Annotated in this window: 13 protein-coding genes; 12 read left to right on the plus strand and 1 reads right to left on the minus strand. The window is 45.4% G+C overall.

Going from position 1 to position 14,640, the window contains the following annotated elements; translation table 11 throughout:
• Nucleotides 1-179 precede the first annotated feature (179 nt).
• The 4 genes from DWX43_RS03350 (at nt 180) to DWX43_RS03365 (ending at nt 4,681) form a co-directional block, all read left to right on the plus strand.
• Nucleotides 180-1,529, plus strand: coding sequence for an aminotransferase class III-fold pyridoxal phosphate-dependent enzyme (locus tag DWX43_RS03350; RefSeq protein WP_118618775.1), 1,350 nt, complete (start codon nt 180-182; stop codon nt 1,527-1,529).
• Between the two features lie 16 nt (nt 1,530-1,545).
• Nucleotides 1,546-2,673, plus strand: coding sequence for an iron-containing alcohol dehydrogenase family protein (locus tag DWX43_RS03355; protein WP_118618777.1), 1,128 nt, complete (start codon nt 1,546-1,548; stop codon nt 2,671-2,673).
• A 133-nt stretch (nt 2,674-2,806) separates the two neighbouring features.
• The gene (locus DWX43_RS03360) at nt 2,807-3,136 is read left to right on the plus strand and encodes a P-II family nitrogen regulator (protein ID WP_118618779.1); all 330 of its coding nucleotides are present in this window, start codon (nt 2,807-2,809) and stop codon (nt 3,134-3,136) included.
• A gap of 24 nt (nt 3,137-3,160) precedes the next feature.
• Complete coding sequence (locus DWX43_RS03365; RefSeq protein ID WP_118618781.1) at nt 3,161-4,681, plus strand: APC family permease; 1,521 nt, start codon at nt 3,161-3,163, stop codon at nt 4,679-4,681.
• A gap of 500 nt (nt 4,682-5,181) precedes the next feature.
• Here the strand turns inward: DWX43_RS03365 and DWX43_RS03375 are convergent, their stop codons facing one another.
• Nucleotides 5,182-5,970 (minus strand): DNA alkylation repair protein, encoded by a 789-nt coding sequence (locus tag DWX43_RS03375; RefSeq protein WP_118618785.1) that lies wholly within the window; start codon nt 5,968-5,970, stop codon nt 5,182-5,184.
• Nucleotides 5,971-6,417: 447 nt separating this feature from the next.
• Between DWX43_RS03375 and DWX43_RS03380 the strand changes: the two genes are divergently transcribed.
• The 8 genes from DWX43_RS03380 (at nt 6,418) to DWX43_RS03415 (ending at nt 14,607) form a co-directional block, all read left to right on the plus strand.
• Nucleotides 6,418-8,283: a TIGR03960 family B12-binding radical SAM protein gene (locus DWX43_RS03380; RefSeq protein WP_118618787.1), complete on the plus strand. Its 1,866-nt coding sequence runs from the start codon at nt 6,418-6,420 to the stop codon at nt 8,281-8,283.
• Nucleotides 8,267-9,025 carry a TIGR03936 family radical SAM-associated protein gene (locus tag DWX43_RS03385; protein ID WP_109730348.1) on the plus strand — a complete coding sequence of 253 codons (759 nt, stop codon included), beginning with the start codon at nt 8,267-8,269 and terminating at the stop codon, nt 9,023-9,025. The genes DWX43_RS03380 and DWX43_RS03385 overlap by 17 nt, the downstream gene beginning before the upstream one ends.
• Nucleotides 8,985-10,181 carry a ribonuclease E/G gene (locus tag DWX43_RS03390; protein ID WP_330582215.1) on the plus strand — a complete coding sequence of 399 codons (1,197 nt, stop codon included), beginning with the start codon at nt 8,985-8,987 and terminating at the stop codon, nt 10,179-10,181. Before DWX43_RS03385 ends, DWX43_RS03390 begins: the two co-directional genes overlap by 41 nt.
• A 236-nt stretch (nt 10,182-10,417) precedes the next feature.
• The gene (locus tag DWX43_RS03395) at nt 10,418-11,314 is read left to right on the plus strand and encodes a radical SAM protein (RefSeq protein ID WP_109730349.1); all 897 of its coding nucleotides are present in this window, start codon (nt 10,418-10,420) and stop codon (nt 11,312-11,314) included.
• Between the two features lie 37 nt (nt 11,315-11,351).
• Nucleotides 11,352-11,831: a Cys-tRNA(Pro) deacylase gene (gene ybaK / locus DWX43_RS03400; protein ID WP_118618789.1), complete on the plus strand. Its 480-nt coding sequence runs from the start codon at nt 11,352-11,354 to the stop codon at nt 11,829-11,831.
• Nucleotides 11,832-12,055: 224 nt separating this feature from the next.
• Nucleotides 12,056-13,375, plus strand: coding sequence for an aspartate kinase (locus DWX43_RS03405; protein ID WP_109730351.1), 1,320 nt, complete (start codon nt 12,056-12,058; stop codon nt 13,373-13,375).
• Nucleotides 13,376-13,395: 20 nt separating this feature from the next.
• The gene (locus DWX43_RS03410) at nt 13,396-13,809 is read left to right on the plus strand and encodes a CBS domain-containing protein (protein WP_109730352.1); all 414 of its coding nucleotides are present in this window, start codon (nt 13,396-13,398) and stop codon (nt 13,807-13,809) included.
• A 12-nt stretch (nt 13,810-13,821) separates the two neighbouring features.
• Nucleotides 13,822-14,607 (plus strand): amidohydrolase family protein, encoded by a 786-nt coding sequence (locus DWX43_RS03415; RefSeq protein WP_118618791.1) that lies wholly within the window; start codon nt 13,822-13,824, stop codon nt 14,605-14,607.
• Nucleotides 14,608-14,640 lie beyond the last annotated feature (33 nt).

Consider the following 14,640-nt stretch of genomic DNA (forward strand, 5'->3'; position numbering starts at 1 on the left):
TCCTGTGCACATGCACAAAAATCTTTGTCATTGTGAACCTTGTATCCATTTTCTGAAAAGGTTAAGATAAGCTCAGCAAGAAAATACAAAAGGCAGAGACAAAGGTGTCAGTTACGGATATGCAGTCCGGAACCGGCGCCTTTCTTTGTTGTTTGGCGCATGCGAAAGGAGAATAGATCATGAGTTTAACAGGAAAAGAAGTAGCAGATATGCATCAGCAGTACATTATGCAGTCATGGAATAAAGCAGGGGGCGAGGCAGTACCGGTAAAAGAGGCAAAAGGGATTTATTTTTGGGATTATGACGGCAAAAAATATGCAGATATGTCCTCTCTGCTAGTATGTTCCAATCTGGGGCACAGCCTGCCGGAAATCACAACGGCCATCCAGAAACAGGCAGAGCTGATGTGCTTCATGTCTCCTGCCTATGCATCAGAACCCAAGAGCCTGCTTGCGAAAATGCTGGTAGAGGCGGCAGGGGAAGAGACCTTTAAGAGGGTGTTCTTTACCAATGGCGGGGCAGAATCCAATGAGAATGCGATTAAAATGGCACGGATTGTGACCGGCAGGACGAAAATCTTCTCCTGCTACAGGAGCTATCACGGGGCAACCCTGGCCGCTTCCAACGCCTCAGGTGACTGGCGCAGGTTTGCCGCTGAGATAGGAGGGGCGAATGGGTTTGTGAAATTCATGAACCCGCAGATGTACCGGGATGGATATACTTATGGCGTGGATGACGAGAAAGTGACGAAGAAAGCGTTGGCGGAGCTGGACCTGCAGTTAAGATATGAAGGAACGCAGAACGTAGCGGCAGTCCTGATGGAGTCGGTCGTGGGAGCCAACGGGGTCATCCTTCCGCCAAAAGGATACATGGAAGGGATCCGGAAACTGTGTGACCAATACGGCATCCTGATGATCTGTGATGAAGTAATGGCAGGCTTTTTCCGTACCGGGAAATGGTTTGGATGGCAGAATTTTGATTTCAAACCGGATATGATCACCTTTGCCAAGGGTGTGACCTGCGGCTATGTACAGCTGGGAGGGGTAATTGTGAATGAACGGGTGGCCACTTATTTTGAAGAGAACGTCCTCCCCTGTGGGCTGACCTACTCCGGACATACTCTTGCCTGTGCGGCCGGTGTGGCAGCCATGAACTACTACAAAGACCATGAAATTGAGAAGCATGTATCTGATATGCACACCATTGTGGCTCCTTTCATGGATGAGATGGCAAAGAAGCATGCCTGCATCGGGGAAGCAAGGTGCATCGGGCTGTTTGGCGCACTGGAGGTTGTCAAGAATAAAGAAACCAGAGAGCCTATGCAGGAATACGGAGTACCCGGCCCGTGGATGCCGTGGATTTTTGCTGAATTAAAAAAACGAGGCTTCGCAACGTTCGGAAGGGAAAACTTCATTGAAATCTGCCCGCCCCTTATCATTACAAGACAGGAGCTGGAGGAGTATCTTCCAATTTTGGATGAAGTGCTGACTATGGTGGATGAAAAGATTGCATCTGGAGAGATCCAGTGATGAGGGGAGGTATTTTATGAATTGGGAATATCTACAGCCAGTTAAGATCTGGTTTGGTGACGGCAGCAGAAAAAGGATCAGAGAGGCAGCCAAGGCTATAGGATGCAAAAATGGGCTTTTGGTCAGTGACCCGTTTTTCCTTTCCAGCGGCCTTGCAGAGCAGCTGTTATCTGAAAGCGGCGGAGTGCTGACCGGGATATATGGGGAGGTATCACCAAACCCGGATGTGAAAGAGGTGGATACCTGTGCAGCGATTATCCGCAAAAATAAACATGGATTTGTAGTGGCACTGGGCGGCGGAAGTGCACTTGACTGTGCGAAGGCGGCTGCCAGCATCTGTATGACAGAGGATTCCATACGAAAATACCATGGGACAGGAGTGGCAATGCCTCAGGAGCATCTCCCGCTCATTGCAATTCCCACCACAGCCGGGACCGGCAGCGAAGTGACCTGCGTGTCTGTACTTACCAACCACGCAGAGGGAGAAAAATCACCTATCGTGTCGGATGGTTTTTATCCCACTCTGGCACTCATAGATCCGGAACTGACTTATTCTATGCCGCCGGGTGTGACAGCCAGTACAGGAATTGATGTACTCTGTCATGCACTGGAGGGCTTTTGGAGCAAAGGGCATCAGCCAGTATGCGATGCTCTGGCCAGACATGCGTGCAGGCTGGTTTTTACATATTTAGAGAGAGCCTGCATGAATGGCAGCGATAAAGAAGCCCGTGAAAAGATGGCTGAAGCGTCTTTGATCGCTGGAATGGCATTTACGCTGCCAAAAACAACGGCATCCCATGCGTGTTCTTTTCCACTGACCAACCTGTATCATATCCCGCACGGGGAAGCCTGTGGGCTTACCATTGATTATTTTGCGAAAATAAATGCGGAAGCGGAGAGCAGGAGACTGGAAAGTTTTGCGGATGATTTGGGTTTTGACGGTGTAGAGGGGATGGCAGAAAAAATACGCAGCCTGAAAATGAAACTTGGGCTTCGGACAGATTTAAAGGATCTAAACTTGACGCAGGAGCAGATTGAGGAATTGATAAGAATCAGCAGACATCCCAATCTTTATAACAACCCTGTGGAGATTACGGATGATATGCTCAGGGAAATGTATTACCGCATGGCATGTGGCAGCTGATCCGGAAATTCTGCCAATAGGGAGAGTCTCTTGTATAAACATGGTAGTTGTGATATAGTATAGACGAAAAAGACAAAGGAGTCTGGGTTTATGCCCAGGCTCCTTTTGTCGTAGAAGGAAAGGAGTTTTTTAGATGAAATTGATTACGGCAATCGTCCGGCCGGAAAAGGTCATGGATGTTATCAAAGCACTGGAAGAGGAAGGATATTATGCATTCTCGAAATGGTCTATATCCGGAAGAGGCAGAGAGAAAGGGATACAGGTGGGGGATGTGCTTTATCAGGAGATGGCAAAAACCATGCTGTATGTCACAGTCACAGATAAAGAAAAGGATGAGGCAGTGGACATCATAATCCACAGTGCCAAGAGCGGCCAGCATGGTCATTTTGGTGATGGAAAGATTTTTGTTTCCAACATAGAGGAAGAGTATACGATCAGCGAAGAATCCAGAGATGAGGATTGAGTGTGACAAGAAAGAAGGGATGGTATGGAAAGAAAGAAGAGAGCAAAGTTAAAGAAATCTATGGGGCCGGGAGCCATCTGGGCGGTTGCAGTCGGATCCATCATTGGCTGGGGCTGCTTTATACAGGGTGGTCTGTGGACGGAGCGGGCCGGGGGCACGCTGCCGCTGTTGCTGGGATTTTTGGCAGGCGCCCTTCTGATGATCGTGGTGGGATACAGTTATTCCTACATGATCGCAAAATTCCCGGTTGCCGGCGGGGAATTTGCCTATGCTTATAAGGGATTTGGACGGACGGCATCTTATGTCTGTGGCTGGATGCTTTCTCTGGGCTACCTGTCTATTGTCGCGTTAAACGCTACAGCCCTTCCGGTGCTGGCATCTTACATTTTTCCGGGTGTATTCACCAGAGGCTATCTGTATACCATCGCGGGATATGATGTATATGCGGGAGAAGTGGTCCTTGCCGTATTTTTCATTGTCCTGTTTGGGGTCATGAATTACCGGGGAGCAAAATCAGTTGGCAATCTACAGCTGGTCATGGTGCTTGTCATGTGTGCGGCTGTCCTGGTTTCAGTAGCCGGAACCGTATTGACAGGCCACTTTGATGCATCCAATCTGCAGCCGGCTTATGGGGCAGGGAAATCTTTGAAAGACGGGTTCATATCCATTCTGGCGCTGGCACCGTTTTTATATGTCGGATTCGACTGCATTCCACAGGCGGCAGAGGAATATGATTTTCCACCTCAGAAATGTAAACTGCTGATCATCACAGCATTGATCGTAGGGGCTGTGATCTATGGAGCTATGGCGCTGGTCACCGACTGTGTGATCCCGTGGCAGGATGTACTGTCTTTAACAGATGCAGATGGGATACCTGTGAAGTGGCATACTGGTGCAATCTTGGAAATGACAATGGGAAGGCTGGGTGTAGGCTTTGTAGTGATCGCAGTATGCATGGGAATATTCACAGGAATGAACGGCTTTTTTATGACGTCCAGCCGTCTGCTCTTTGGAATGGCGAGGGCTAAAATGCTGCCTTCTGCATTTGAGAAGATCCATCCCAAACATAAAACTCCGTCTGCTTGTGTGGTGTTCACGATGATTGTCTGCTGTGTATGCCCATTTTTCGGGAGAGAGGTCATCGGATGGGTGGTTGACATGTGTTCGGTAGGTACTGCCTTCGGGTATTTCTTTACCTGTGCAGGCGCCTTTATCTTATTAAAAAAATATGGCGACCCCACAGATACAAACCGTATCCATCCGGCGGTTGCCATGACAGGATGTGTCTTCTCTGTAGCAATCCTTCTGCTTCTGGTGATCCCGGGATCGCCGGCTTTCATGGCAGCACAGTCCTTCGCTGCACTGATAGTATGGATCCTGATGGGAACTGTTTTTTACCTGTGCTCCAGAAGAAGTTTTGTAAACATCACGAAACGGGAGATGGACTATCTGATCCTTGGAAATGTGCAGGTCGTAAGGGGGATGAGAAAAGGAAAGGGCAGGGAACATGCCGTGCAGGGGAATTTGGTGAATCCTAAAATATAAAACGACGGACCTTTCTCAGCCTTTGCTGTAACTTTAAGCCTCGGGGATACTTCCGTCAACGAAAGCTGTTTTCTAGTAATGGAGGGCAGACAGGATATAAAAATAATATTTAGAAGCATTGCATTTTAAGAATAAAAATGCAGTGCTTCTTTTTTGTTTTTCATTCTGTTATAATGATATAAATTAGAAACTGCAGGGAGATAAGGTGCGAAACAAGATATAATAATTACTTTTTATGTTGAGGCAATCAATAAACAAAATTTTCCACTTATAATTAATTTGAATTTAGGAGAATCCTATGGAAAAGTATTTTGAATTTTTAAAATCAGGTGGGGCAGATATTGCCATTAAAATTTGTGCTAATAGTATTCAAACAGCGGCATGGACAGTATACCGTTGCAAGTTTGGGTGTGATACGTATGGAAGGTCGCATTGCTGTCCGCCAAATTCACCTACTTGGGAGGAAACACAGCGTATTATTGAATGTTTCCAATATGCAATTAAACATCCACACAACTGGCATCTGCAACCCCAAAGATAGCCAGCACATCCCTGTTACCCCTTTTCAGAAGTGTTCTGCATCCATGTTTTATGATCCAATCGGTATATTCATTTTTCCCATACCAATCCCTTGCAGTTTGTACCACAAGGTCAGGATGGGTTTTGGAGATATCGTTCAGATTATTGGCCACGCTTTTGCGGACATAAAGTGATGGGTCTTCTTTCAGTTGTTCTAAAATACCGAGCACTAATGTGGGGGCTTTTTTAAAGCTGGTCAGTGCTTGTCCCCACGGCAGCGCAGGACGGCAGCCCTCACTGGCAAGCCGTCTAACATGTTCATTGTCATGCTCCGCCCATATGGACATCTGCGCCATCATACGCTTTTCATGGTTTATAATAAATGACCTTACGGCAAACTCTGCGGTTGAGTATTGGGTGTATCTCTCTAATGCAGCAATTGACAAATCCCAATGGCGCTCATCCTGCCCATAGACTTCAACAAAATCCGGGAAATAAATGAGTGCATTGTCATGAAAGCCTGCAGGATACCCTGCAGCAACCTGATCAAGGATAGCAAGCGCCTGTTCATAATCAGAAGGCAAATATTTCCCCAAATTTGTAGTGATTTGCCGCATACGGCCTTTCAGCGCTAATGCATCCCAGGTTTTATCTATAATGTCACTTACAAAATCACTGGCCTGAAACGAAGGATATACAGCCTTAATTCGTAAAGACAATTCATGAATTGAATTGGCATTATAATATTTGTCTTTCATTAATTCGGGCATTTGCTTTCTCCTTTTATCTGATACATCTTTTTCGATGAAATTGGACATATAATATCTTTTATTTTAATATCCGCGTGTGGATATGTCAAATAACGCAATCCGAAAATGTATTAAGGGTGGCTTATGGTGTCATTGATCTTACATATCTACTTGAAGTTCTTCCTCAAAATGTATATAATATCTAAGATTGCATCAATACAGGATTTACAGAAAATCATCCTTCTGTATCGAGCAGTGTTGCATAATGCGGAATAATTATGCATAGTAGTGTAGATTTGAAAAAAAGTGCTATTTGTGACCTACCCCCTGTTTTTGACTCATTATACATCGAAATGTATAAATGTACAGTGCGAATAAGGATATAAATATCATTTGAAAAGAGAGAAATTTTATCTTTACAAGGCAACTTCAAATTTGTGGAATAGCAACAAAAGTGAGAGGAAAAATATGAGAAAACTAGCTTTAAGTGATGAGATATTACTAAAAATTGAAAAACCGGCCCGCTATATTGGGAATGAGGTGAATTCGGTAAATAAGGACGTAAGTAAGGTGGACGTGCGGTTTGCCATGTGTTTCCCGGATGTCTATGAAATCGGGATGTCCCATCTGGGTATCCAGATCCTGTATGATATGTTCAACAGGCGGGAGGATGTATGGTGTGAACGCGTGTATTCCCCCTGGCTTGATCTGGACAAGGTGATGAGAGAAGAAAAGATTCCTCTGTTTGCGCTGGAATCACAGGATCCGGTTAAGGATTTTGACTTTTTAGGTATTACCATCCAATATGAGATGTGCTATACAAATATCCTGCAGATTCTGGAACTGAGCCAGATTCCGATGCATGCAAAGGACAGGACATGGGAGCATCCGGTTGTAATTGGCGGCGGCCCGTGTACTTATAATCCGGAACCACTGGCAGAATTTTTTGACATCTTTTATATTGGGGAAGGCGAAACTGTTTACGATGAGCTTCTTGATCTGTATAAGGCAAGCCGCGCCAGAGGTGACAGCCGCGAGGAGTTTCTTGTAAAGGCGGCAAATATCGAAGGGCTCTATGTTCCAATGTTCTACGAGGCAAAATATCATGAAGATGGGACTTTGAAATCATTTGGCCCTGTCAGGGAAGGTATTCCTTCTATAATAAAGAAACAGGTCGTAATGGATATGACAAAAGCCGTGTATCCGGAAGCACCGATCGTTCCCTTCATAAAAGCAACGCAGGACAGAGTTGTTCTGGAGATCCAGAGGGGTTGTATACGTGGATGCAGGTTCTGCCAGGCCGGAATGCTGTACCGCCCTACCCGTGAGAGGGGCGTCGATACCCTGAAAGAATATGCCAAAGTTATGCTGAAGAATACAGGTCATGAAGAGATTTCACTCAGTTCTTTGAGTTCCAGCGATTACTCTCAGTTGAAGGAACTGGTTGACTTTTTAATCGAAGAGTTTAAGGGGGAGGGCGTAAATATTTCATTGCCTTCACTGCGTATCGATGCCTTTTCACTTGACGTTATGAGCCAGGTGCAGGACATCCGGAGGAGCAGCCTTACGTTTGCTCCAGAGGCAGGTTCCCAGCGCCTGCGCGATGTTATTAATAAGGGCCTTACGGAGGAAATCATTTTGGATGGCGCGGGACAGGCTTTTGAAGGCGGGTGGTCTAAAGTAAAGCTGTATTTTATGCTTGGACTCCCGACAGAGACAGAGGAAGACATGAAGGAGATTGCCCGCCTTGCAGATAAGATTGCCCGCCGGTATTATGAGATTCCGAAAGAAGAAAGGCATGGAAAGTGCCAGATCACGGCAAGTTCGTCATTCTTCGTACCGAAACCGTTCACACCTTTCCAGTGGGCATCCATGTGTACAAGTGAAGAATATATTCACAGGGCTTACGTTGTGAAGCATGAATTTCAGGAACAGCTGAACCGGAAGAGTCTGAAGTATAACTGGCATGAAGCGGATGTAACGGTGCTGGAAGGTGTATTCGCCCGCGGGGACAGGAAGGTCGGGAAAGTGATCGAGGAGGCATACCGGCTGGGCTGCCTTTATGATTCGTGGACGGAATCCTTTCACAATGAACCCTGGATGGAGGCGTTCGGCAATATGGGGGTAGATATTGAATTCTATACAACCCGGAAAAGAGAGCTGGACGAACTGCTGCCCTGGGACTTCATTGATATTGGAGTCAGCAAGCAGTTTTTGAAAAAGGAGTGGGAGCGAGCTGAATCAGGAACTGTTACACCGAACTGCCGGATGCAGTGTTCTGGCTGCGGGGCCGTACAATTTGGAGGGGGTGTCTGCTATGAAGGCAAGAATTAAATTTAAAAAATATGGGGCTTTGAGATTCATTGGACACCTTGATGTAATGAGGTTCTTTCAGAAGGCGATGAGGCGGGCCGGGATTCCGATTGCGTTCACAGGCGGATACAGCCCGCATATGATCATGTCGTTTGCAAGCCCGTTGGGAATCGGACTTTCCAGTGACGGAGAATATTTTGATATTGAATTAAAAGAGCCCATATCCAGCCATGATGCTGTCAGACAGCTGAATCAAGTGATGGTAGATGGAATGGAAGTGGTCAGTTTCCGGCAGATTGCCGAAGAAAAGAAGATGACCGGTATGGCAATCGTAGCAGCAGCCGATTACCGGACAAGACTCACCAAGGGGACACTTCCGGATGACTGGAGGGAAAAGATAGCAGCATTCATGGAACAGCCGGAAATCTGTATCATGAAACAGACGAAGCGCAGTGAGAAGGAAGTGGATATCAAACCGTTGATCTACCGGCTGGAAGCGGAGGGCGATTCTGTTTATATGCAGGTCGCATCGGGCAGTGTGGAAAACCTGAAACCGGGACTTGTAATGGAAGCTTTCTGTGGCTTCCTGGGAATAGATCCGGCTGAGACAGACTTTGCACACCACAGGCTGGAAATGTATGCGGATATGGGAACAAACGGCGATCGCAGGCTTGTAACACTGGAAGATATGGGGACAGAAATTTACGGAGAGGAAAATAAAAATGATTTCACGGAAAATCCTCATGATGAAAGAGGAAGATAAGATCTGGATGTTTCTTTTGGAAGATGACGAGATAGTGGAAATACATTGTGAACCGGCCGGAGACGGGGCTGTGAAGCAGCATGTCATCGGAAACATATACGTTGGAAAAGTGAAGAATATTGTAGCGAATATCGGGGCCGCTTTCATTGAAATTGAAAGCGGCGTTGAGTGTTATTATGATATCAGTCAGGCACCGAATGCCATTTTTACAAAGAAAATAGGCAAAAAGCCCCTCTGCATCGGAGATGAACTGATTGTACAGATCAGCAAAGAGGCAGTCAAGACGAAAGCGCCTACGGTGAGCAGTAATTTGAGCTTTACAGGCAGGTATGCAATCCTGACGACCGGAAATACAAGGATCGGAACATCCTCAAAACTGCCGAAGTCTCTCAGGGAAGAACTGAAGGAACAGCTGCGGCCCCTGAAAAACGAAGAATATGGGCTGATTATCCGGACGAATGCAAAAGATGCCGATTTTTCTGCTGTTTTGAGAGAGATAAAGGAACTAGAAAGCAGTTTTCAAACCCTTAGAAAGACAGCGGGGTCCAGAACCTGCTTTTCCTGCCTGCAGCATGCGCCTAATACTTATATCACAGACCTGAAAAACGTTTATACAGAAGGCCTCACGGAAATCGTAATTGAGGGTGCAAAGCTCTACGAAGAAGTTAAGGAATATTATGAAAAAGAACAGCCGGAGGATCTCACAAAACTGAGACTCTATGATGACAGCAGCCTGCCGCTTGCAAAGCTGTATAATACGGAAACGACTTTAAGCCGCGCACTTGGGGAAAGAGTATGGCTGAAAAACGGGGCCTATCTGATCATCCAGTATACAGAGGCACTGACGGTGATTGACGTGAATTCCGGAAAATGTGTTGCGAAAAAGAATCCGACAGACACTTATCTGAAGATTAACATGGAAGCGGCAAAAGAAGTGGCGAAGCAGATGAGAATCAGGAATCTTTCAGGCATTATTATTGTTGATTTTATTAATCTGGATGATGAAGATGCTACGAAAGAACTGCTCAGGGCATTCCGGCAGTATCTGGTAAAAGACCCGATTCAGTCAACGCTGGTTGATGTGACGGGGCTGCAGCTTGTCGAGGTGACGCGGAAAAAAGTTCGAAAACCTTTACATGAAAGCATTGGAAGGTGATTTTTTTATATCATTTTTATTGATTGTATCCTTGTATACAATCAATAAGGAGAAAATTTGAACTAGCATATATTCTTTCGAAAGATAGCTTTTAAAATGTATACAATAATACAATTTAAATTCTTGATAAAGTATATACTTTGAAATGAGGATTTGAAATTAAAATGGATTGTATACATTCATACAATTGCCAAACAACTTAGGAAACTGCCTGCACAAAAAAGGAGAAACAGGTGATGGAATATATTCCTGCAAAGACAATCATTACCCGTTCAAAAAAGCCTGAAGCCTGGTTTGGAACGGAGTATAATATGAATATATATAAAGGCTGCTGTCATGGCTGTATATATTGTGACAGCCGTTCAGAATGTTATGGTGTATCTTCATTTGATACAGTACGGGCAAAGGAGAATGCACTCCAGATTATCAGGGACGAGCTGCGCAGAAAAACAATGCGTGGAGTGATCTCTACCGGGGCCATGAGTGATCCTTACAATCCTTTTGAAAAGAAGCTCGAACTGACAAGGCATGCGTTGGAACTATGCAATGCATTTGAGTTTGGAATCGCAATAGCGACGAAGAGCGTACTGCTTGAACGGGATATTGATGTATTAAGTGATATCAGGGAACATTCACCGGTTCTGTGCAAGATCACGATCACAACATCGGACGATGCGCTTTCTAAGAAGCTGGAACCGGGTGTACCGGTGTCTTCCGAGAGGTTTCGGCTGATCCGTAAACTCTCGGATCAGGGAATATATACAGGTATACTTCTGATGCCGGTGCTTCCTTTTATTGAAGACACAGATGAGAATATTTGTGAAATCGTGCGCATGGCAGGAGAAGCCGGGGCCAGATTCATTTATCCGGCATTCGGGATGACACTGCGTGATAACCAGAGAGAATGGTATTATGAAAAGCTGAACTGCCTGTTTCCGGATAAAGACCTGGTAACGCGGTATCAAAAGCGTTTCGGGAATTCTTATGAATGCAGGAGTCCCAGGGCCCGGCAGCTCTGGAGAGTGTTTGAAGAAGAGTGTAAAAAGGCGGGGGTCCTGTATAGAATGAAGGATATTATATCAAGCTACAGGCGGCCTTATAAGGTTGAACAACTCAGCTTGTTTGACCTGTAGAAAAACGGTGGGGCCGGAATTACATTTAGGAGGAATCATGGGCAGGAAAGAATTGAAAACAAATGCGATGCGTATACTTGACAGACTTAAGATCCCTTATTCATATGAGACATATGAATGTGAACAGTTTGTAGACGGGGTCAGTGTTGCTGATAAGGCAGGGCTGGCACATGAATTAGTATACAAGACGCTGGTCACAACCGGAAAGAGTAAAGAACACTATGTATTTGTCATTCCGGTAGAGGCAGAACTGGATCTGAAAAAAGCGGCAAAGGCAGTGGGGGAGAAATCTCTGGAGATGCTGCCCGTTAAGGAGATTACCGCGGTCACTGGGTATGTCAGGGGAGGCTGCACGGCAATCGGGATGAAAAAATCTTTTCCTACTATAATAAATGAGACAGCAGAGCAACTCGGACAGATCTATGTCAGCGGCGGCAAACTCGGCATGCAGCTGAGACTTTCACCGGAAGATTTAAGAAAGGCATCGAATGCAAAGTATGCAAATGTAATCTTCTGATTTTGCATAAAAGTATCTAAAAATGAGGAATTGGTGCATAAAATGCAGGATGTCCTGTAAAAAAATGCAAAAAAATCAAGAATAAGAGATTTACAAGCGGGTTCAGGTGGGGTATAATAATGTACCGAGAACGCGAAAAAAGTAAGGTATTCGTTACTGCGAACGCCCGCAGGGTGTGAACAGTAACATGGATTCCCTTTATAGGATATTGGAGGAAAAGAGGAATGAAAAAAGTAGTCAAATTTGGAGGAAGTTCTTTGGCAAGTGCCGAGCAGTTTAAGAAGGTAGGAGAAATCATCCGTTCCGACGGGTCCAGAAGATATGTCGTACCATCTGCACCGGGAAAACGCTTTTCGAATGATACAAAAGTAACCGACATGCTTTATACCTGTTACGGCGCCGCAATGAAAGAAAAGAATTTCACTGATTTACTTTCTGCAATCCAGAACAGATATAATGAAATTATAGAAGGATTGAATCTGACTCTTTCCCTGGATAAGGACTTTGAAATCATCCGCGAAAATTTCGGCAAAAAGGCAGGCAGGGATTATGCAGCATCCAGAGGAGAGTATCTGAACAGTAAGATCATGGCAGCATACCTTGGATTCGAATTCATTGATGCTGCTGAAGTGGTCCGCTTTAATGAGGATGGTTCTTTTAATGACGATGTGACGAATACACTATTATCCGGGCGCCTTGATAAGACGGAATATGCTGTCATACCCGGATTCTACGGGGCAAAAGAAGACGGGACCGTAGTTACCTTTTCAAGAGGGGGATCTGATGTAACGGGCTCTCTCGTTGCTCTTGCAGCATCAGCGGACCTGTATGAAAACTGGACCGACGTATCAGGATTTTTGATTGCCGATCCGAGAATCGTTAAGAATCCGAAGTCTATCGAGACAATTACCTATAAAGAACTAAGGGAGCTGTCTTACATGGGGGCGAGTGTGCTCCATGAAGACGCCATTTTCCCGGTAAGGAAAGCAGGAATCCCGATCAATATCCGCAATACAAATGCCCCTCAGGATAAGGGTACACTGATCGTGGAGGGTACATGCAGACAGCCGAAGTATACGATTACAGGTATAGCGGGCACAGATGGATTTGCCTCCATTACAGTTGAGAAAGCAATGATGAACTCGGAGATTGGTTTCTGCCGCAAGGTGCTTCAGGTGTTCGAGGAGAATGAAGTTTCCATCGAGCATATGCCTTCCGGAATTGATACAATGACTATCTTTGTACACAAAGATGAGTTCGAGGAGAAGGAACAGCAGGTACTTGCAGGCATTCACAAGGCTGTCGATCCGGATCATATTGAGCTGGAATCTGATCTGGCACTGATTGCCATTGTGGGACGCGGCATGCGCGCGACACGCGGAACTGCGGGAAGGATTTTTTCGGCGCTGGCACACGCGCACATCAATGTCAAGATGATCGACCAGGGGTCCAGCGAGCTGAACATCATCGTAGGTGTCAGACACGATGATTTCAAAAATGCAATCCGTGCTTTATACGAGATTTTTGTATTGACACAAATTTAAAGGAAGGTATTTAACTTATTATGAACATTTTGTTCTTCTTAAAACCGAAAATTGAAGTTGCATACATATATGATGACTGTACACTGCGTCAGGTACTGGAAACGATGGAGTATCACAAATATGCATCCATCCCCATGCTGAACAGGCAGGGGGAATTTGTAGGTACGATCACGGAAGGCGACCTGCTCTGGGGGATCAAGGACTATAAGAATCTGAGCATCAAGGATGCCGAGACGGTCTTTATCCGCGATTTCCCGCGCAAAGCGAGATTCGACGTGGTAGCTGCTGATGCAGACATGGAGGATCTGGTCAAAAAAGCGATGAACCAGAATTTTGTGCCTGTTGTGGATGACCAGAATAAGTTTATCGGGATCATTACACGCAGAAGCATCATAGAGTATTGTTATGATAAGCTGAATGACTGTGACAAATAACAGAGGTACAACATGATAGACTTTCATACACACATTTTTCCTGATAAAATTGCAGGTAAGACATTAGAATTTTTAAGCTCCAGATGTAAGACGATACCATTTACAGACGGGACTGCCAATGGCCTTAAGCAGTCTGCCGAAGAGTCCGGAATGGATATTTCCGTTGCCCTTCCTGTAGTGACGAATCCGGCACAGTTTAAAAGTATCAACCGGTTTGCAGCACAATTTCTGGAGGGGCGGATTCTGTCTTTTGGCGGAATCCACCCGGAAAGCGCAGATTATAAGGCCGAGCTGAGAGAATTAAAGAATATTGGTTTCAAAGGGATTAAGCTGCATCCAGCCTATCAGGAGACGATGTTTAATGATATCCGTTACAAGCGTATTGTGTCTTACGCATCAGAGCTGGGACTTATCATTACCGTTCATGGCGGGTATGATCCGGGATACCCGGATTGTATTTACTGTACCCCGCAGATGGCGGCAGAGGTGATTGATGAGGTATGCCCTGAGAAAATGGTGGCTGCCCATATGGGAGGCTTCAAATGCTGGGATGACGTAGAACGATTTCTTGTTGGAAAGCAGGTATATCTGGATACAGCGGTTGTCTTCGGTGTAATCAATGATATGCAGTTCGTACGTATTGTAAGAGAGCATGGTGTGGATAAGATCTTGTTTGCCACAGATTCCCCCTGGTCGGGCCAGGCGGAGTCAGTGGCATATTTGAAAAGCCTGCCGTTAAGCGAGGACGAAAAACAGAAGATTCTTGACGAAAATGCAAGAAAACTCTTGACTTTGTAAAAATGGATATGCTATACTACAACGGTATGCCGC

Source organism: Clostridium sp. AF19-22AC (assembly GCF_003479085.1).
Classification (GTDB): domain Bacteria; phylum Bacillota; class Clostridia; order Lachnospirales; family Lachnospiraceae; genus Faecalicatena_A; species Faecalicatena_A orotica.